The sequence below is a fragment of the Pseudomonas sp. NFACC10-1 genome (genome assembly GCF_900119195.1).
In the GTDB taxonomy this organism is placed as follows: Bacteria; Pseudomonadota; Gammaproteobacteria; order Pseudomonadales; family Pseudomonadaceae; genus Aquipseudomonas; species Aquipseudomonas cerasi.
Window position 1 is genome coordinate 728,746 of record NZ_FPJB01000002.1, and the last position, 18,708, is coordinate 747,453.

An 18,708-nucleotide genomic window follows, 5' to 3' on the forward strand; every position below is an offset into this window, starting at 1 on the left:
CATCCTTGAGGAAGCAGATCATGCAACGACTCACCCTGATTACGCGTTCAGCGCTAGCCATCTCTACCTTGCTGTGTTCAATTCAGGTCCAGGCCGTACTCGGCAAGGATCTGGAAGTGGAGGAGGGGTTCCGGGAGAAGGCACGTTTGAATCTGCGACTGGCGAAACTGTTTTAGAGCACAAACAAAAACCCCGGCTTTCGCCGGGGTTGATGTTTGCTCATACGCTCATCAGAAGTCCAGGTTGGACACTGCCAGTGCATTACTCTCGATGAAGTCACGACGTGGCTCGACCGCATCACCCATGAGGGTGTTGAAGATCTGGTCAGCGCCGATGGCGTCTTCGATAGTGACCTTCAGCATGCGACGCACACTCGGGTCCATGGTGGTTTCCCACAGTTGGTCCGGGTTCATCTCACCCAGACCTTTGTAGCGCTGGATGGTGTGGCGCTTGGTGCTTTCGGCCATCAGCCAGGCAAGGGCTTCCTTGAACTCGGTGACGGGCTTCTTGCGCTCGCCACGTTGCACGTAGGCACCTTCTTCCAGAAGCGTGCTGATCTGCGCGCCCAGAGCGGTAACGGTCTTGTAGTCGTTGCTGCCGAAGAAGTCGCGGTTGAAGGTGACGTAGTTCGACAGGCCGTGGGAGATCAGTTCGACCTCTGGCAGCCAGACGTTACGTTCACGGTCTTCACGCAGGCTGGCCTTGTAGACCAGACCTGACTTCTCACCGGTACGCAGACGCGCGTCGAACAGTGCCAGCCAGGCCTGCATGCCCTCGTGATCAGACAGCTGCTCGAGCGTGATCGGCGGCAGGTAGACGAAGTGCTCGGTCAGTTCCTGTGGGTACAGACGCGACAGGCGCTTGAGCGTCTTCATGACCATGCGGAAGTCATTGACCAGCTTCTCCAGCGCAGTACCGGAGATACCTGGAGCCGATTCGCTAAGGTGAAGGCTGGCGTCTTCAAGGGCCGATTGGGTCATGTATTCTTCCATGGCCTCGTCGTCCTTGATGTACTGCTCCTGCTTGCCTTTCTTGACCTTGTACAGTGGCGGCTGAGCGATGTAGATGTAGCCACGCTCGATCAGCTCGGGCAACTGACGGAAGAAGAAGGTCAGCAGCAGGGTACGGATGTGCGAGCCGTCGACGTCAGCATCGGTCATGATGATGATGTTGTGATAACGCAACTTGTCGATGTTGTACTCTTCACGGCCAATACCGCAGCCCAGCGCAGTGATCAAGGTGCCCACTTCCTGCGAAGAGATCATCTTGTCGAAACGCGCTTTTTCAACGTTCAGGATCTTGCCCTTGAGCGGCAGGATGGCCTGGGTTCTACGATTACGCCCCTGCTTGGCTGATCCGCCAGCAGAGTCCCCTTCCACCAGGTACAGTTCGGAGAGGGCTGGGTCTTTTTCCTGGCAGTCCGCCAGTTTGCCGGGCAGGCCAGCGATATCCAGCGCGCCTTTACGACGAGTCATCTCACGCGCCTTGCGCGCAGCTTCCCGGGCACGGGCTGCGTCGATCATCTTGCCGACAACTGCTTTGGCTTCGTTCGGGTTTTCCAACAGGAAGTCGGAGAAGTACTTGCCCATTTCCTGTTCGACAGCCGTTTTGACTTCAGACGAAACCAGCTTGTCCTTGGTCTGCGAGCTGAACTTCGGATCAGGCACCTTGACCGAAATGATCGCAGTCAGACCTTCACGCGCATCGTCGCCGGTGGTCGCGACCTTGTGCTTCTTGGCCAGACCTTCCTGCTCGATGTAGTTGTTCAGGTTACGCGTCAGCGCAGAACGGAAACCCACCAAGTGAGTACCGCCATCACGCTGCGGAATGTTGTTGGTGAAACACAGCAGGTTCTCGTTGAAGCTGTCGTTCCACTGCAGCGCAATCTCGACACCAATGCCGTCGTCGCGTTGAATATTGAAGTGGAACACCTGATTGACCGGCGTCTTGTTGGTGTTCAGGTATTCAACGAATGCACGCAGACCACCTTCATATTTGAACAGCTCTTCCTTACCGCTACGTTCGTCCTTGAGGACAATGCCGACACCGGAGTTAAGGAAGGACAGTTCGCGAATCCGCTTGGCCAGGATGTCCCAGCTGAAGTGGATATTCTTGAACGTTTCAGCGGAAGGCTTGAAGTGGATCTGGGTGCCCGTGGTGTCACTTTCACCGACGATTTTCATCGGCTCCTGTGGAACACCATGCACGTAAGTCTGCTCCCAGATCTTGCCGCTGCGACGAACCGTCAGCAACAGAATTTCTGAAAGGGCGTTAACAACAGATACACCTACACCGTGCAAACCGCCGGATACCTTGTAGGAGTTGTCATCGAACTTACCGCCAGCGTGGAGCACGGTCATGATGACCTCGGCTGCCGACACGCCTTCTTCTTTATGCACGTCTACCGGAATACCGCGGCCGTTGTCGCGCACGGTGATAGATTCGTCTGGATGGATGATGATGCTGATGTCGTCGCAATGGCCTGCCAATGCTTCGTCGATCGAGTTATCAACCACCTCGAACACCATGTGGTGCAGACCGCTGCCATCGTCTGTATCACCGATGTACATTCCGGGACGCTTGCGTACGGCATCAAGTCCTTTCAGCACCTTAATGCTGGACGAGTCGTACGTTTGGTTTTCGCTCATGCAATCACTCCCGATGGTCGTGGGTCTGGGTGATACGGCCTTGTTCCACGTGGAACAAAGCGACTGGCGTTTCCGTCTGCCAGCCTTCCCTCAAAAATTCTTGATCTACACAGGTGATAAACACCTGGCAGCGTAATTCTTCCAGCAAGCGGCAAAGTGCGCGTCGATGGTTGTCATCCAGTTCGGAGGGCAAATCATCTACCAGGTAAATACACTGGCCTCGACGGACCTGGCTGACCAGATGTCCCTGAGCAATACGCAGTGCACAGACCACCAGCTTTTGCTGACCGCGAGACAGAATATCTGCCGCATTATGCGCGCCTAATCTAAGGCGCAGGTCAGCTCGCTGTGGTCCGGCCTGGGTGTGGCCCATTTGCTGATCGCGGTGGAGGGAAGAGGCGAGCACTGTACTTAGCTCTTTTTCCTTGTCCCATCCCCGGTAGTAGCTCAGGGTCAAACCTTCAAGCTCGACAAGTTCGCTCAAAGTCTGTTCAAAGACTGGCTTCAATGCCTTGATATACGCCCGGCGGAACTCGTCGATCTCGTCACTCGCCGAGCACAGCTCACGGTCCCATGCCGCCTGTGAAGCGGCGTCAAGTGTACCATGCCGAAGCCACGAGTTTCGCTGCTTGAGGGCCTTCTGCAGGCGCTGCCACGTGGCCATAAAGCGAGGTTCCACGTGGAACACTCCCCAATCCAAAAATTGCCTGCGTATCTTCGGCGCGCCTTCTAGCAGTCTAAAGCTGTCAGGATTGATGAGCTGCAGCGGCAGAATTTCCGCAAGCTGGGCAGCGCTTCTGGCGTTCTGCCCGTCGATACGAATCTGGAACTCACCTTGGCGATCGCGTGAAACACCCAGATTGCTGTATCCACCTTGTGCAAGATCGACCTGACCGAAGACCGTACATGAAGGCTGTTCGTACTGGATGACGGGCAGCAAGCGACTGCTGCGAAACGAGCGGGCAATACCCAGCAGATGGATAGCTTCCAGCACGCTGGTTTTGCCACTGCCGTTAGCGCCGTAGAGGATATTGATACGCGGGGAGGGGGAGAGGGTCACCGGGTGCAGATTGCGCACCCCGGTGACCGAGACGCGACTAAGAGACATCTAGGTTGCGCTGGACATGAAGTTACAGACGCATCGGCATGACGACGTAGGCGGAATCGTCGTTATCGGACTCTTGCACCAAGGCGCTGCTGTTGGAGTCGGACAGAATCAAACGCACCTGTTCGGTCGTCATGACGCCCAGCACGTCAAGCAGGTAGCTCACGTTGAAACCGATCTCCAGCGAGTCACCGTTGTACTCGACGCTGATTTCTTCTTCCGCTTCTTCCTGCTCGGGGTTGTTGGCCTGAATCTTCAATTGACCGCTGGCCAGTTGCAGACGGATGCCACGGTACTTCTCGTTGGACAGAATCGCCGTCCGGCTGAACGCCTCACGCAGTGCCTGACGATCACCGAGCACCAGCTTGTCACCACCTTTAGGCAGCACGCGCTCGTAGTCAGGGAACTTGCCATCCACCAGTTTGGAGGTGAAGGTGAATTCGCCAGTGGTCGCACGGATGTGATGCTGACCCAGAACGATGCTGACCATACCGTCCTGCTCGGTCAGCAGGCGCGCCATTTCGAGAATACCTTTACGTGGAACGATCACCTGATGACGATCAGCATGTTCGATATCGGCAGACATCGAGCACATCGCCAGACGATGGCCGTCGGTAGCCACGGCGCGCAAGATGCCCGCACTCACTTCCAGCAACATACCATTGAGGTAGTAACGAACGTCCTGTTGGGCCATTGCAAAGCTGGTGCGCTCGATCAGGCGGCGCAGTTTGCTCTGCACCAGGTTGAACGTCAGCGACCCCGGGCCTTCTTCGACGGTCGGGAAGTCATTGGCGGGCAAGGTAGACAGGGTGAACCGGCTACGCCCCGCCTTGACGATCAGCTTCGAGTCGTCGAGCTTGATATCGATCAGCGCGTCGTTGGACAGGCTTTTGCAAATGTCCATGAGCTTGCGCGCAGGAACCGTGATCTCTCCAGGTTCGGCGGGCTCTTCCAGCTGGACGCGGCCAACCAGTTCGACTTCCAGATCCGTACCGGTCAGCGACAGTTGCTGACCTTCTACGACCAGGAGCACATTGGAAAGAACCGGCAAGGTCTGGCGGCGTTCGACGACGCCGGCGACCAATTGCAGGGGTTTCAACAGGGCTTCGCGTTGAATGGTGAAATGCATGGTCTAGTCCCTTGCCTTGATGAGCTGCACTGGCGTTATCACGTAGTCAGAGTGCGCAGCAGGTTCTTGTAGTCCTCGCGGATATCCGCATCGGATTCCTTGAGCTCGTTGATCTTTCGGCACGCGTGCAAGACGGTCGTGTGGTCACGGCCACCAAACACGTCACCGATTTCCGGAAGACTGTGGTTGGTGAGTTCCTTGGAGAGCGCCATCGCGACCTGGCGAGGCCGGGCGACAGAGCGGGAACGACGCTTGGACAGCAGATCGGAGATCTTGATCTTGTAGTACTCGGCGACGGTGCGCTGAATGTTATCCACACTGACCAGCTTGTCCTGCAACGCCAGCAAGTCCTTCAGCGACTCACGAATCAGCTCGATGGTGATGTCGCGGCCCATGAAGTGCGAGTGAGCGATGACGCGCTTGAGCGCACCTTCCAGCTCTCTGACGTTGGAGCGAATGCGCTGGGCAATGAAGAACGCTGCGTCATGAGGCAGATCGACCTTGGCCTGATCTGCTTTTTTCATGAGGATCGCGACGCGGGTTTCCAGCTCCGGAGGCTCGACGGCAACCGTCAGGCCCCAGCCGAAACGCGACTTGAGTCGTTCTTCAAGGCCTTCGATTTCCTTGGGATAGCGGTCGCTGGTCAGGATGACCTGCTGTCCGCCTTCCAGCAGCGCGTTGAACGTGTGGAAAAACTCTTCCTGCGAGCGTTCCTTGCGGGCGAAAAACTGGATGTCATCGATCAGCAGTGCATCGACTGAACGGTAGAAACGCTTGAACTCGTTGATTGCATTGAGCTGCAAGGCCTTGACCATATCTGCGACGAAGCGCTCCGAATGCAGGTACACGACCTTGGCGTTCGGATTCTTCTTCAGTAGGTGGTTACCTACTGCGTGCATCAAGTGAGTTTTACCGAGACCGACACCGCCATAAAGGAACAGCGGGTTGTAGCCATGCTTGGGGTTGTCGGCAACCTGCCAGGCCGCAGCGCGTGCCAGCTGGTTGGACTTACCCTCGACGAAATTCTCGAACGTGAACGTACGGTTCAGGTAACTGGTGTGCTTGAGCGCGCCTTCTACCTGAACGGTACGCTGTTCTGCGCGAGCGGGCGCCTGTTGCGAGCTGGCACCTGCCATCGGATCAAAGCTGTCACGCGACGGCTCGTCGTGTGCTGCAACGTTCTGAACAGGTGCCGGCGTCGCCACGGCAGCAACCGGAGCAGCTGTGGCAGGAGCCGGTGCCGAGACGCTGCTGACCGAATTGGCAGACAGTGCCTGGGACGCTGCGGCGGCCAATGGCGCATTCGGAGCGGCACGGGGTGCGGAGCTGCGCTTGCTTCCTATTAATAAGGAAAGAGCAGGGGCCATCCCTTGACCGTGTTCGCCGAGAAGCTCAAGCAAACGACCGAGGTATTTTTCGTTGACCCAATCGAGAACAAAACGATTTGGTGCGTACACACGCAACTCGTCGCCTTCGGCTTCGACCTGTAGCGGACGGATCCAAGTGTTGAATTGCTGGGCAGGCAGCTCATCGCGCAAAAGCTCCACGCACTGCTGCCAAAGTTCCACTGACACGGATATCCCCTGAGTTGAAAGCCGGTGAGGCAAAAACAGCCGCCATTGTAACGACCCAGAGGCGACTTATCCACATGTAGGTTGCTCACAGAGAGCTATAAATCAACGATTTATGCATGAAGCAGACGACAAACGGTCAACACATAAGCTCTGTGGATAACCCATCTTCAGCCCATTGCATAAGTCAGGCGTAAACTCTGTGCATAACTCGCCTGTGGATAAAAAGGCGTTCCATGCACAGCTTTTCCGAAGGTCCGGCACAGGCAGGGCACCGCTTCTCGACAACCTTTCTGACCTCTGTACACATTGAATAACAAGGGCTGTAAGATGTTATCCACAGAAAGGCGCTGCGTAAGAGTTATAAGCTTTATAAAGAAGCTTTAAATACTCTCTTCTTTTTATTTCTATAACCGGAGCGGGTTAGCGTAGCGTTGAACGAAAGGAAGAAGGCGCCCAGCTATAAAAAGATGCCTATGAAGAAAAGCTGGTTGGAAATTGACCTGCGAGCCTGCTTTCTCTAGAATCCCCGGTCTCTTAAAACGGGGGCCATTCCGGCCCGTAGTGGACGAACCAGGTAACACGCCATGAAACGTACTTTCCAACCCAGCACTATCAAGCGCGCCCGCACCCACGGTTTCCGTGCACGCATGGCCACCAAAAACGGCCGCGCAGTTCTTTCGCGTCGTCGTGCCAAAGGCCGTAAGCGTCTGGCAGTTTGATAAATCGGCACAGGAGGTGAGTCGAGACTTCAGTCGGGAAAAGCGTTTGCTCACTCCCCGGCATTTCAAGGCAGTCTTTGACTCCCCTACCGGCAAGGTTCCGGGGAAAAATCTCCTGCTCCTTGCGCGCAACAACGACCTCGATCATCCCCGCCTGGGGCTTGTGATAGGTAAAAAGAGCGTGAAGCTCTCCGTCGAGCGCAATCGTTTGAAACGCCTGATGCGCGAATCATTTCGCCAACACCAAGACAGTTTGGTCGGTTGGGATATCGTTATCGTCGCGCGCAAAGGCTTGGGTGACGTAGAAAACCCTGAACTGATTCAGCATTTCGGCAAGCTCTGGAAACGTCTGGCGCGTAGCCGACCCATTCCGGAAGAAAAATCCGAACCTGCAGGGGTAGACAGTCCAGATGCGTAAACTGGCACTCGTTCCGATCCAGTTCTATCGCTATGCCATTAGCCCGCTGATGGCCAGTCACTGTCGTTTCTACCCCAGTTGCTCCTGCTACGCGTATGAAGCCATCGAAAATCATGGCCTTTTGCGCGGTGGCTGGCTGTCAATTCGTCGTCTTGGTCGCTGTCACCCATGGAATCCCGGTGGTTATGACCCGGTTCCAGCTATCCCCACCTCCCGTTCTTCTTCGATGGCCGAGTAATCATGGATATTAAACGCACGATCCTGATCGTCGCCCTGGCAATCGTGACCTACGTCGGGGTTCTGAAATGGAACCAAGACTATGGCCAGGCTGCCATGCCGACCCAGAATGTTGCAGCCAGCAGCACCGCACCGGGTATTCCGGACACGGCCGCTGGTACTAATGGTTCTGCAAGTGCCGATGTTCCAAGCGCAAGCGCTACTGCCAATACGGCTGCAGCACCTCTTGAAACTCCGGCCGTAGCCAGCAAAGACCTTATCCACGTCAAGACCGATGTGCTCGATCTGGCGATCGATCCGGTGGGTGGCGACGTCGTTCAGCTCCGTTTGCCTCTGTACCCGCGTCGTCAGGATCGTCCTGACGTTCCGTTCCAGTTGTTCGACAACGGCGGCGAGCGTACTTTTCTGGCACAAAGCGGCCTGACCGGGACCAATGGTCCGGATGCACGCGCTGCCGGTCGTCCGGTTTACACCTCCACACAAAAGACTTATCAACTGGCTGATGGCCAGGACACGATGGTCGTGGATCTGAAATTCTCGGAAAACGGCGTCAATTACATCAAGCGCTTCACCTTCAAGCGCGGTCTGTACGATCTGGTCATGACTTACGTTGTGGATAACCAGAGCGCACAACCCTGGTCCGGTAATCTGTTCGCGCAATTGAAGCGCGATGCGAGCTCCGATCCTTCTTCGACGACTGCTACTGGCACCGCTACCTACCTGGGCGCTGCCCTGTGGACTGCGGCCGAGCCGTACAAGAAAGTGTCGATGAAAGATATCGACAAGGGCCAGGTCAAGGAAACTGTCCAGGGCGGTTGGGTTGCATGGCTGCAGCACTACTTCGTGACTGCGTGGATTCCCGATCACAACGCCACCAACGCTGTTCAGACCCGCAAAGATAGCCAAGGCAACTACATCATCGGCTTCACCAGCCCGACTCTCTCGGTTGCACCCGGTGCACAAGGTGAAACCAGCGCTACCCTGTATGCAGGCCCGAAAAGCCAGGCGGTACTCAAAGAGTTATCCCCAGGTCTGGAGCTGACCGTCGATTATGGTTTCCTGTGGTTCATTGCCCAGCCTATCTTTTGGCTGCTGCAACATATCCACGCCATCCTCGGCAACTGGGGCTGGTCGATCATTGTCCTGACCATGCTGATCAAAGGCCTTTTCTTCCCGCTTTCCGCAGCCAGCTACAAGTCGATGGCACGCATGCGCGCCGTGGCTCCGAAGCTTGCATTGCTGAAAGAGCAGCATGGCGATGATCGTCAGAAGATGTCCCAGGCAATGATGGAGCTGTACAAGAAAGAGAAGATCAACCCGCTGGGTGGATGCTTGCCGATTCTTGTACAAATGCCGGTTTTCCTTTCGCTGTACTGGGTACTCCTGGAAAGCGTGGAAATGCGTCAGGCACCGTGGATCCTGTGGATAACCGACCTGTCGATCAAGGACCCGTTCTTCATCCTGCCGATCATCATGGGCGCGACCATGTTCATCCAGCAGCGTTTGAACCCGACTCCGCCGGACCCGATGCAGGCCAAGGTCATGAAAATGATGCCGATCATTTTCACGTTCTTCTTCCTGTGGTTCCCTGCCGGTCTGGTTCTGTACTGGGTTGTGAACAACACCCTGTCGATCGCTCAGCAGGCTTACATCACTCGCAAGATCGAAGCGGCTACCAAGAAAGCAGCTGTCTGATCTAACCTGTGAATAAGTTCTACAAGACGCCCCCTCGTGGGGCGTTTTGCTATCCGTCATTTGTCCGGGAGCCGGAGCATGAACGTTCCTCGTGAAACCATTGCCGCCATCGCCACAGCCCAGGGGCGGGGCGGTGTTGGTATTGTCAGGGTGTCAGGTCCTCTGGCGGGCAGGGCCGCCGAAGCCATTATCGGTCGGACCCTCAAGCCACGATTTGCCCATTACGGACCTTTTGTCGATGATGCCGGACAGGTACTCGATGAAGGGATCGCGCTGTATTTTCCGGGACCCAACTCGTTCACCGGCGAGGACGTGCTGGAACTTCAGGGCCACGGCGGCCCCATCGTTCTGGACATGCTGCTGCAGCGCTGCCTGCAACTGGGCAGCAGACTGGCTCGTCCGGGAGAGTTCAGTGAGCGCGCCTTTCTCAATGACAAGCTGGATCTTGCCCAGGCAGAAGCCATTGCCGACCTGATCGAGGCGAGTTCTGCACAGGCAGCGCGCAATGCACTGCGCTCTTTGCAGGGTGCTTTTTCGCGGCGTGTGGATAACTTGACCGAGAAATTGATCAGCCTGCGCATCTATGTGGAAGCTGCAATCGACTTCCCCGAAGAGGAAATCGACTTCCTTGCCGATGGCCACGTTCTGAACATGCTGGATGACGTACGTGCCGAGTTATCCACAGTGTTGCGTGAAGCCGGGCAGGGTGCCCTGTTACGCGACGGCATGACCGTAGTGATTGCCGGACGCCCCAATGCGGGCAAATCCAGTCTGCTGAATGCTTTGGCGGGCAGGGAGGCGGCAATTGTCACCGAGATCGCCGGCACAACCCGCGATGTACTGCGTGAACATATCCACATAGACGGAATGCCGTTGCACGTCGTCGACACTGCAGGGCTGCGGGATACTCAAGACCAGGTGGAAATGATCGGCGTGCAGCGCGCACTCAAGGCCATCGGCGAAGCTGACCGGATTCTGCTGGTGGTGGATGCGACCGCTCCGGAGGCAGCAGACCCGTTCGCACTGTGGCCGGAATTCCTCGAGCAGCGCCCGGACCCGTCGAAAGTCACGCTGATCCGCAACAAGGCAGATCTGAGTGGAGACCCCGTCGATCTGCAAACCAGCGTAGATGGCCACGTCACCATCAGCCTGAGCGCCAGGTCTGGTGGCGAAGGGCTTGAACTGCTGCGCGAGCATCTCAAGGCCTGCATGGGCTATGAACAAACCTCGGAAAGCAGCTTCAGCGCGCGTCGACGCCACCTTGAAGCGCTGCGCCATGCCAGTGACTCTCTGGAACACGGCAGAGCTCAACTCACCCTGGCGGGGGCCGGAGAGCTGCTGGCCGAAGACCTGCGTCAGGCACAGCAAGCGCTTGGCGAGATCACCGGCGCATTCAGTTCCGACGACCTCCTTGGCAGAATCTTCTCCAGCTTCTGCATAGGCAAGTAAACCTTCTGGCATGGCATGGCCCGGCCTGGGTCATGCCTTCAAGTACCACGAGACGCCTCTTTCAGCTGGAGTGTTATCCACATATTCGGCTTTTTCCTCCTTTAACTTTGCTTCGACACCTGAATCTGACCAACAGAAATGCCTGAGGGAAGGATTTTCTGTGCCTGATTTTTGATGAAGAGCCGGTTTTTTGTGGATTAAGCCCTGTGAATAACTGCCCTTTAGCTCAGTGGGTAAGCAGGGTGCAAACCTGAAGATAGATGCCCCTGTGGACAAGTGGCTATCTTATCAACAGGCTCAGGACGGTTATCCAAACCCCTCATCCCCACATGAACACAGACTTTTGAATCTCTGTACACATTGAAAATAAAGGCTCGTAGAGATCTATCCACAGAAAGGTAGCTCAGTAAGAATAAACATAAAAACAAGGCTTTATAAACTTTCTTTCCTTTTTATTTTCTTTATCCGCGACTTTTCCACAGCTGGTTAAATTTTGTCCAACGGGTTTCATTCAGGTGGGGTAAGTCCCTATACTTGTCAGCTATCCCAATTTCTCATCGACAACAGGCACGAGGTGCGTGGTGGATTTCCCTTCCCGTTTTGAAGTGATCGTCATCGGTGGCGGTCATGCCGGTACCGAGGCCGCACTGGCGTCGGCACGCATGGGTGTCAAAACCCTGTTGCTGACCCACAACGTGGAAACACTCGGCCAGATGAGTTGCAACCCGGCCATCGGTGGTATTGGTAAAAGCCATCTGGTCAAGGAAATCGACGCCTTGGGCGGCGCCATGGCCATGGCTACTGACAAGGGCGGTATCCAGTTCCGCGTGCTGAACAGCCGCAAGGGGCCGGCCGTACGTGCCACCCGTGCGCAGGCAGATCGCGTGCTGTACAAGGCAGCCATTCGTGAAACTCTGGAAAATCAGCCGAATCTGTGGATATTTCAGCAAGCCTGCGATGACCTGATCGTTGAACAGGATCAAGTGCGCGGCGTCGTGACCCAGATGGGTATGCGCATATTTGCCGATTCAGTGGTGTTGACCACAGGTACGTTCCTTGGCGGACTTATCCACATCGGTATGCAAAATTATTCGGGCGGTCGGGCAGGTGATCCTCCTTCGATCGCATTGGCGCAAAGACTGCGTGAACTGCCGCTGCGCGTCGGCCGCCTGAAAACCGGGACCCCGCCACGGATTGACGGACGTTCTGTGGATTTTTCGGTGATGACCGAGCAACCAGGTGACACACCGATTCCGGTCATGTCGTTCCTGGGCAACAAGGAACAGCATCCGCCGCAGGTCAGTTGCTGGATTACGCACACCAACGCGCGGACTCACGAAATCATTGCGTCCAACCTCGATCGCTCGCCGATGTATTCGGGCGTGATCGAAGGTATTGGTCCGCGTTACTGCCCGTCGATCGAAGACAAGATCCACCGGTTTGCCGACAAGGAAAGCCATCAGGTCTTCATCGAGCCGGAAGGATTGACCACGCACGAGCTGTACCCGAACGGTATCTCCACGTCGTTGCCATTCGATGTGCAACTGCAGATCGTCCGGTCGATTCGCGGCATGGAGAATGCACACATCGTTCGTCCTGGTTACGCCATCGAATATGACTATTTCGACCCGCGTGATCTGAAATACAGCTTGGAAACCAAGGTCATCGGCGGCCTGTTCTTCGCAGGCCAGATCAACGGCACGACCGGTTATGAAGAGGCCGGTGCCCAGGGTTTGCTGGCCGGGACCAATGCCGCGCTGCGCGCACAGGGTCGAGACAGCTGGTGCCCGCGTCGCGATGAAGCGTACATCGGCGTTCTGGTCGACGACCTGATCACGCTCGGTACGCAAGAGCCTTACCGGATGTTCACCTCCAGGGCCGAATACCGTTTGATCCTGCGCGAAGACAACGCTGATTTGCGACTCACCGAAAAAGGCCGCGAACTGGGCCTGGTCGACGACGCCCGCTGGGCTGCGTTCTGCACCAAGCGTGAAAGCATCGAGCTGGAAGAGCAGCGTTTGAAAAGTACCTGGGTACGTCCCGGTACCGAGCAGGGCGATGCGATTGCTGCACACTTCGGCACGCCACTGACCCACGAATACAATTTGCTCAACCTGCTGACCCGTCCGGAAATCGATTACGCCAGCCTGATTTCAATCACTGGCCAGGGCTGCATCGATCCCCAGGTCGCCGAGCAGGTAGAGATCAAGACAAAATACGCCGGTTACATTGATCGCCAGCAGGACGAAATTGCCCGTCTGCGCGCCAGTGAAGACACCCGTCTGCCGGAAGACATCGATTACGCCGCGATATCCGGCCTGTCGAAAGAAATCCAAAGCAAGCTGGGGATAACTCGTCCGGAAACACTCGGACAGGCATCGCGTATCCCCGGCGTCACGCCTGCAGCGATATCGCTGTTGATGATCCATTTGAAAAAACGCGGCGCGGGCCGTCAGTTGGAGCAAAGCGCTTGAGTTCTATGGTCACCCCGCAACACGCCCAAGAGTTATCCACCGGTGCCCGGGAATTGGGGATTGACCTCAGCCCGGCCCAGCACGAGCAATTGCTGGCGTATCTGGCGTTGTTGATCAAGTGGAACAAGGCCTACAACCTGACTGCGGTACGCAACCCGGACGAAATGGTATCGAGGCATCTGCTCGACAGTCTCAGTGTGGTGCCCTTCATCGAAGGTACGCGCTGGATCGACGTTGGCAGCGGCGGTGGGATGCCCGGCATTCCCATGGCCATCCTGTTTCCGGAGCGCAAAGTGGCGCTGCTGGACAGCAATGGCAAGAAAACCCGGTTTCAGACACAAGTCAAACTTGAGCTGAAACTGGATAATCTTGAAGTTATCCACAGCCGTGCAGAAAGTTATCAGCCCGAAGTGCCTTTCGACGGGATCATCTCCCGTGCATTCAGCAGCCTGGAAGACTTCACCGGCTGGACGCGTCACATGGGCGACGTCAATACACGCTGGCTGGCAATGAAAGGGCTGCATCCTGACGATGAGCTGGTAGCATTGCCCTCGGATTTTCACCTCGATAGCGCACACGCCTTGACCGTTCCGGGTTGCCAAGGCCAACGCCATCTGCTGATACTGCGCCGCACGGCATGACTGGGAACACAAGCAAGAATGGCTAAGGTATTCGCGATAGCGAACCAGAAAGGTGGGGTCGGCAAGACCACCACATGCATCAACCTCGCCGCATCGCTGGTCGCGACCAAGCGCCGTGTGCTGCTGATCGATCTCGATCCCCAGGGCAACGCGACCATGGGCAGCGGTGTGGATAAACACAACCTGGAAAACTCCGTCTACGACCTGTTGATCGGCGAATGCGATCTGGGCGAGGCCATGCAGTTTTCCGAGCACGGTGGTTATCAACTGCTTCCGGCCAACCGTGATCTGACGGCGGGCGAAGTGGTTCTGCTGGAAATGCAGATGAAAGAGAGTCGTCTGCGCAATGCGCTGGCGCCCATCCGCGAGAATTACGATTACATTCTCATCGACTGCCCACCTTCGCTGTCGATGCTGACCCTGAACGCGCTGGTTGCCGCAGACGGCGTAATTATCCCCATGCAGTGCGAGTACTTTGCACTCGAAGGTCTCAGCGACCTTGTGGATAACATCAAGCGTATTGCTGAACTGCTCAACCCGCAGCTGAAAATCGAAGGCCTGCTGCGCACCATGTATGATCCGCGGCTGAGCCTGATCAACGACGTTTCGGCGCAGCTCAAGGAACATTTCGGCGAGCAGCTGTACGACACAGTGATCCCGAGAAACATCCGTCTGGCCGAGGCACCGAGTTTCGGCATGCCCGTGCTGGCGTACGACAAGTCGTCTCGCGGTGCGCTGGCCTATCTGGCCCTGGCAAGTGAACTGGTTCGTCGTCAACGTCGCGGCGCAAAAACCGCTCAGCCAACCTAAGGAATTCCCATGGCCGTCAAGAAACGAGGTCTCGGACGTGGGTTGGACGCGCTTCTGAGCAGTCCAACCGTCAGTTCGCTGGAAGAACAGGCCGTCAAGGCCCCGCCAAGTGAGTTGCAGCATGTGCCGCTGGACCTGATCCAGCGCGGCAAGTACCAGCCGCGCCGTGACATGGACCCGCAGGCACTCGAAGAGCTCGCGCAGTCGATCAAGTCGCAGGGCGTGATGCAGCCGATCGTGGTGCGTTCTATCGGTGACAACCGCTTCGAGATCATTGCGGGCGAGCGTCGCTGGCGTGCCAGCCAGCAGGCAGGTGTCGAGACGATCCCGGCGATGGTCCGCGATGTACCGGACGAAACCGCGATTGCGATGGCGCTGATCGAGAACATCCAGCGTGAGGACCTCAACCCGATCGAAGAGGCCATGGCGCTGCAGCGCTTGCAGCAGGAGTTTCAACTGACCCAGCAGCAGGTGGCCGATGCCGTCGGCAAGTCGCGAGTCAGTGTCGCCAACCTGTTACGCCTGATTGCCTTGCCGGAGGCCATCAAGACGATGCTGTCTCATGGTGACCTGGAAATGGGCCATGCGCGTGCCTTGCTCGGCTTGGGTGAAGATCGGCAGGTCGAAGGTGCGCGACACGTTGTCGCACGCGGGCTTACCGTGCGCCAGACCGAAGCACTGGTCAGGCAGTGGCTGAGCGGCAAGGCAGAGGCTGCCGAGCCGGTGAAGACCGACCCGGACATCAGCCGCCTGGAACAGCGTCTGGCCGAGCGTCTGGGCTCTGCGGTGCAGATTCGTCATGGTCAGAAGGGCAAAGGGCAATTGGTCATCCGTTACAACTCGCTGGACGAGCTTCAGGGAGTGCTCGCTCACATCCGCTGAAACAATTGCTCTGTAGCGTATAGTCGGAAATCACTACCCGACTGTTGAATAGGGGCTTAACCGCCCCTATACTCTGCGCGCATTTTGTCGGCACAAATTATGCCAAGTTATTGATTATGGCGACCGACATCAAAGGAGCAGTTGCGATGGAATCCCGCATGCCAGACCGCTTGCCGTTCTATCGCCTGGCGGTTTTCCCGCTTTTGCTGGCTCAATTGATCGTGCTGCTCATGGCCGCATTGGTGCTGTGGCAGTGGCAAGGAGTCGTTGCAGGATATTCGGGACTCTGCGGAGGCCTGATAGCCTGGCTACCCAATTTATACTTTGCTCACAAGGCATTCCGGTTTTCCGGGGCCAGAGCAGCGCAAGCCATCGTTCGGTCGTTCTACGCCGGCGAGGCAGGCAAACTGATTTTCACGGCAGTGCTTTTTGCATTGACGTTCGCAGGTGTGAAGCCTTTGGCGCCGCTGGCTGTATTCGGCGTGTTCATGTTGATCCAGGTGGTCAACTGGTTCGCTCCCCTGCTTACGAGAACAAGACTTTCGAGACCTTAGGGCGTTTGAGGCAACCATGGCAGAGCAAACAGCTTCGGGCTATATCCAGCACCACTTGCAGAACCTTACATTCGGGCACCTGCCCAATGGCGAATGGGGCTTTGCCCACACCGCAGCGGAAGCCAAGGAAATGGGTTTCTGGGCCTTCCACGTCGATACCCTCGGCTGGTCGGTTGCGTTGGGTCTGATTTTCGTTCTGATCTTCCGCATGGCGGCCAAGAAGGCAACTTCCGGCCAGCCTGGCGCACTGCAGAACTTCGTCGAAGTGCTGGTCGAGTTCGTCGACGGTAGTGTGAAAGACAGCTTCCACGGCCGCAGCGCGGTCATCGCGCCACTGGCGTTGACCATTTTCGTCTGGGTATTCCTGATGAACGCGGTCGACCTGGTACCGGTGGACTGGATTCCACAGCTGGCGATGATGATCTCGGGTGACTCGCACATTCCGTTCCGTGCCGTTTCGACCACTGACCCGAACGCCACGCTGGGCATGGCCCTGTCCGTGTTCGCACTGATCATTTTCTACAGCATCAAGGTCAAGGGCATCGGCGGTTTCATCGGCGAACTGACCCTTCACCCGTTTGGCAGCAAGAACCTGTTCGTTCAGGCGCTGTTGATCCCGGTCAACTTCCTGCTGGAATTCGTGACGCTGATCGCCAAGCCGATTTCCCTGGCTTTGCGTCTGTTCGGCAACATGTATGCTGGCGAGCTGGTCTTCATTCTGATCGCCGTGATGTTCGGCAGCGGTCTGTTGTGGCTCAGCGGTCTGGGTGTAGTGCTGCAGTGGGCGTGGGCTGTGTTCCACATCCTGATCATCACCCTGCAAGCGTTCATCTTCATGATGCTGACCATCGTCTACCTGTCGATGGCTCACGAAGATAACCATTGAGATTCGTCTCAGGACGCGTCTGATGACCGTCTCGCCACTGGCGAGGCGGTGCCCGCAAGGGCTGATGTAGAAACGATTTTGTTTTACCGCTTCAATTAAAAAAACCTAACCAATACGACGTAAAAGTCGGGAGGAAAGATGGAAACTGTAGTTGGTCTAACCGCTATCGCTGTTGCACTGTTGATCGGCCTGGGCGCACTGGGTACTGCAATCGGTTTCGGCCTGTTGGGCGGCAAGTTCCTGGAAGGCGCAGCGCGTCAGCCGGAAATGGTTCCAATGCTGCAAGTTAAAATGTTCATCGTTGCGGGCCTGCTCGACGCCGTGACCATGATCGGTGTTGGTATCGCTCTGTTCTTCACCTTTGCGAACCCCTTCGTTGGTCAACTCGCTGGCTGATCACTCGAATTTTCGAGTTGATTGGTGTGATGGACAACGAACGAGCGAGGTGTTGGCGTGAACATTAATGCAACCCTGATTGGCCAGTCCGTTGCGTTCTTCATTTTTGTGATTTTCTGCATGAAGTTCGTGTGGCCTCCGGTCATCGCGGCTTTGCACGAACGTCAGAAGAAGATCGCGGATGGACTGGACGCTGCTTCCCGAGCAGCTCGCGACCTGGAGCTGGCCCAAGAAAAAGCGGGTCAACAACTGCGCGAAGCTAAAGCTCAAGCAGCCGAGATCATTGAGCAAGCCAAGAAACGCGGTACCCAGATTGTCGACGAAGCCCGTGAAACGGCACGCGTTGAAGCTGACCGTGTGAAGGCTCAGGCTCAGGCCGAGATCGAGCAGGAACTGAACGGTGTCAAAGATGCCTTGCGCGCCCAGTTGGGTAGCCTGGCAGTCAATGGCGCAGAGAAGATTCTGGGTGCCACAATCGATCAAAACGCGCACGCGGAGCTGGTTAACAAACTGGCTGCTGAAATTTAAGCGAGGGCGATCATGGCAGAACTGACCACGTTGGCCCGACCTTACGCGAAGGCGGCCTTCGAGCATGCGCAGGCCCACCAGCAGCTGGCCAATTGGTCAGCCATGCTCGGCCTGGCTGCTGCGGTGTCGCAAGACGACACCATGCAGCGCATGCTCAAGGCCCCGCGACTGACGAGCGCACAAAAGGCCACCACTTTTATTGAAGTGTGTGGCGAAAAGTTCGATGCCAAGGCACAGAATTTCATTCACGTCGTTGCTGAAAACGACCGCCTCCCGCTCTTGCCGGAGATCGCCGAACTGTTCGACCTGTACAAGGCCGAGCAGGAAAAATCGGTCGATGTGGATGTCACCAGTGCTTTCGCATTGAACCAAGAACAGCAAGACAAACTCGCCAAGGTTCTCAGTGCACGGCTCGGCCGGGAAGTGCGCCTGCATGCTGCGGAGGATGCCTCTCTTATAGGGGGTGTCGTCATCCGCGCCGGCGACCTGGTTATCGATGGCTCAGTTCGTGGCAAGATCGCGAAACTAGCCGAAGCATTGAAATCTTGAGTTTGAAGGGGCAG

General features: G+C 56.5%; 19 protein-coding genes. 15 read left to right on the plus strand and 4 right to left on the minus strand.

All coding sequences use genetic code 11. The features are described from left to right. The first annotated feature begins 20 nt into the window (after window positions 1-20). The gene (locus BT119_RS27460) at window positions 21-176 is read left to right on the plus strand and encodes a hypothetical protein (protein WP_223272502.1); all 156 of its coding nucleotides are present in this window, start codon (window positions 21-23) and stop codon (window positions 174-176) included. A gap of 54 nt (window positions 177-230) precedes the next feature. Here BT119_RS27460 and gyrB read toward each other — a convergent pair whose 3' ends face one another. Genes gyrB through dnaA form a run of 4 tightly spaced genes read right to left on the minus strand, consistent with a single transcriptional unit; the run spans window position 231 to window position 6,456 of the window. Then, the gene (gene gyrB, locus BT119_RS08015; RefSeq protein WP_003432737.1) at window positions 231-2,648 is read right to left on the minus strand and encodes a DNA topoisomerase (ATP-hydrolyzing) subunit B; all 2,418 of its coding nucleotides are present in this window, start codon (window positions 2,646-2,648) and stop codon (window positions 231-233) included. A 4-nt stretch (window positions 2,649-2,652) separates the two neighbouring features. Continuing rightward, the gene (gene recF, locus BT119_RS08020; protein ID WP_072365299.1) at window positions 2,653-3,756 is read right to left on the minus strand and encodes a DNA replication/repair protein RecF; all 1,104 of its coding nucleotides are present in this window, start codon (window positions 3,754-3,756) and stop codon (window positions 2,653-2,655) included. A gap of 22 nt (window positions 3,757-3,778) precedes the next feature. After that, on the minus strand, window positions 3,779-4,882 hold the full coding sequence (gene dnaN, locus BT119_RS08025; RefSeq protein WP_003367826.1) for a DNA polymerase III subunit beta: 1,104 nt from the start codon (window positions 4,880-4,882) through the stop codon (window positions 3,779-3,781). Between the two features lie 38 nt (window positions 4,883-4,920). Continuing rightward, window positions 4,921-6,456 (minus strand): chromosomal replication initiator protein DnaA, encoded by a 1,536-nt coding sequence (dnaA, locus tag BT119_RS08030; RefSeq protein WP_054082286.1) that lies wholly within the window; start codon window positions 6,454-6,456, stop codon window positions 4,921-4,923. A 584-nt stretch (window positions 6,457-7,040) separates the two neighbouring features. On the opposite strand from dnaA, the gene rpmH reads away from it, so the two are divergent. The 14 genes from rpmH (at window position 7,041) to BT119_RS08100 (ending at window position 18,694) form a co-directional block, all read left to right on the plus strand. Beyond that, entirely contained in the window at window positions 7,041-7,175 is a 135-nt protein-coding gene (gene rpmH / locus BT119_RS08035) for a 50S ribosomal protein L34 (RefSeq protein ID WP_002551315.1), read from the plus strand. A gap of 16 nt (window positions 7,176-7,191) precedes the next feature. Then, window positions 7,192-7,593, plus strand: a complete 402-nt coding sequence (rnpA, locus tag BT119_RS08040) for a ribonuclease P protein component (RefSeq protein WP_002551314.1) — start codon at window positions 7,192-7,194, stop codon at window positions 7,591-7,593. Further along, a complete protein-coding gene (gene yidD / locus BT119_RS08045) occupies window positions 7,586-7,831 on the plus strand; it encodes a membrane protein insertion efficiency factor YidD (RefSeq protein WP_003367836.1) in 246 nt (81 codons plus the stop codon). Before rnpA ends, yidD begins: the two co-directional genes overlap by 8 nt. 2 nt (window positions 7,832-7,833) lie before the next feature. Beyond that, window positions 7,834-9,525, plus strand: coding sequence for a membrane protein insertase YidC (yidC, locus tag BT119_RS08050; protein ID WP_003367838.1), 1,692 nt, complete (start codon window positions 7,834-7,836; stop codon window positions 9,523-9,525). 78 nt (window positions 9,526-9,603) lie between these two features. Then, window positions 9,604-10,974 (plus strand): tRNA uridine-5-carboxymethylaminomethyl(34) synthesis GTPase MnmE, encoded by a 1,371-nt coding sequence (gene mnmE / locus BT119_RS08055; RefSeq protein ID WP_003367840.1) that lies wholly within the window; start codon window positions 9,604-9,606, stop codon window positions 10,972-10,974. Window positions 10,975-11,555: 581 nt separating this feature from the next. After that, window positions 11,556-13,448: a tRNA uridine-5-carboxymethylaminomethyl(34) synthesis enzyme MnmG gene (gene mnmG / locus BT119_RS08060; protein ID WP_003367842.1), complete on the plus strand. Its 1,893-nt coding sequence runs from the start codon at window positions 11,556-11,558 to the stop codon at window positions 13,446-13,448. Beyond that, window positions 13,445-14,089, plus strand: coding sequence for a 16S rRNA (guanine(527)-N(7))-methyltransferase RsmG (gene rsmG, locus BT119_RS08065; protein ID WP_003367844.1), 645 nt, complete (start codon window positions 13,445-13,447; stop codon window positions 14,087-14,089). Before mnmG ends, rsmG begins: the two co-directional genes overlap by 4 nt. An 18-nt stretch (window positions 14,090-14,107) precedes the next feature. Then, complete coding sequence (locus tag BT119_RS08070) at window positions 14,108-14,899, plus strand: ParA family protein (protein ID WP_002555991.1); 792 nt, start codon at window positions 14,108-14,110, stop codon at window positions 14,897-14,899. A gap of 9 nt (window positions 14,900-14,908) precedes the next feature. Next, window positions 14,909-15,781, plus strand: coding sequence for a ParB/RepB/Spo0J family partition protein (locus BT119_RS08075; protein WP_003432741.1), 873 nt, complete (start codon window positions 14,909-14,911; stop codon window positions 15,779-15,781). A gap of 146 nt (window positions 15,782-15,927) precedes the next feature. Further along, window positions 15,928-16,335: a F0F1 ATP synthase subunit I gene (locus tag BT119_RS08080; RefSeq protein WP_002555989.1), complete on the plus strand. Its 408-nt coding sequence runs from the start codon at window positions 15,928-15,930 to the stop codon at window positions 16,333-16,335. A 16-nt stretch (window positions 16,336-16,351) separates the two neighbouring features. Next, complete coding sequence (gene atpB / locus BT119_RS08085; RefSeq protein ID WP_003315954.1) at window positions 16,352-17,221, plus strand: F0F1 ATP synthase subunit A; 870 nt, start codon at window positions 16,352-16,354, stop codon at window positions 17,219-17,221. Window positions 17,222-17,359: 138 nt separating this feature from the next. Further along, entirely contained in the window at window positions 17,360-17,617 is a 258-nt protein-coding gene (atpE, locus tag BT119_RS08090) for a F0F1 ATP synthase subunit C (RefSeq protein ID WP_002555987.1), read from the plus strand. A gap of 57 nt (window positions 17,618-17,674) precedes the next feature. After that, window positions 17,675-18,145: a F0F1 ATP synthase subunit B gene (locus BT119_RS08095; RefSeq protein WP_002555986.1), complete on the plus strand. Its 471-nt coding sequence runs from the start codon at window positions 17,675-17,677 to the stop codon at window positions 18,143-18,145. A 12-nt stretch (window positions 18,146-18,157) separates the two neighbouring features. Further along, window positions 18,158-18,694 (plus strand): F0F1 ATP synthase subunit delta, encoded by a 537-nt coding sequence (locus tag BT119_RS08100; RefSeq protein WP_003315956.1) that lies wholly within the window; start codon window positions 18,158-18,160, stop codon window positions 18,692-18,694. The last annotated feature ends 14 nt before the right edge of the window (window positions 18,695-18,708 follow it).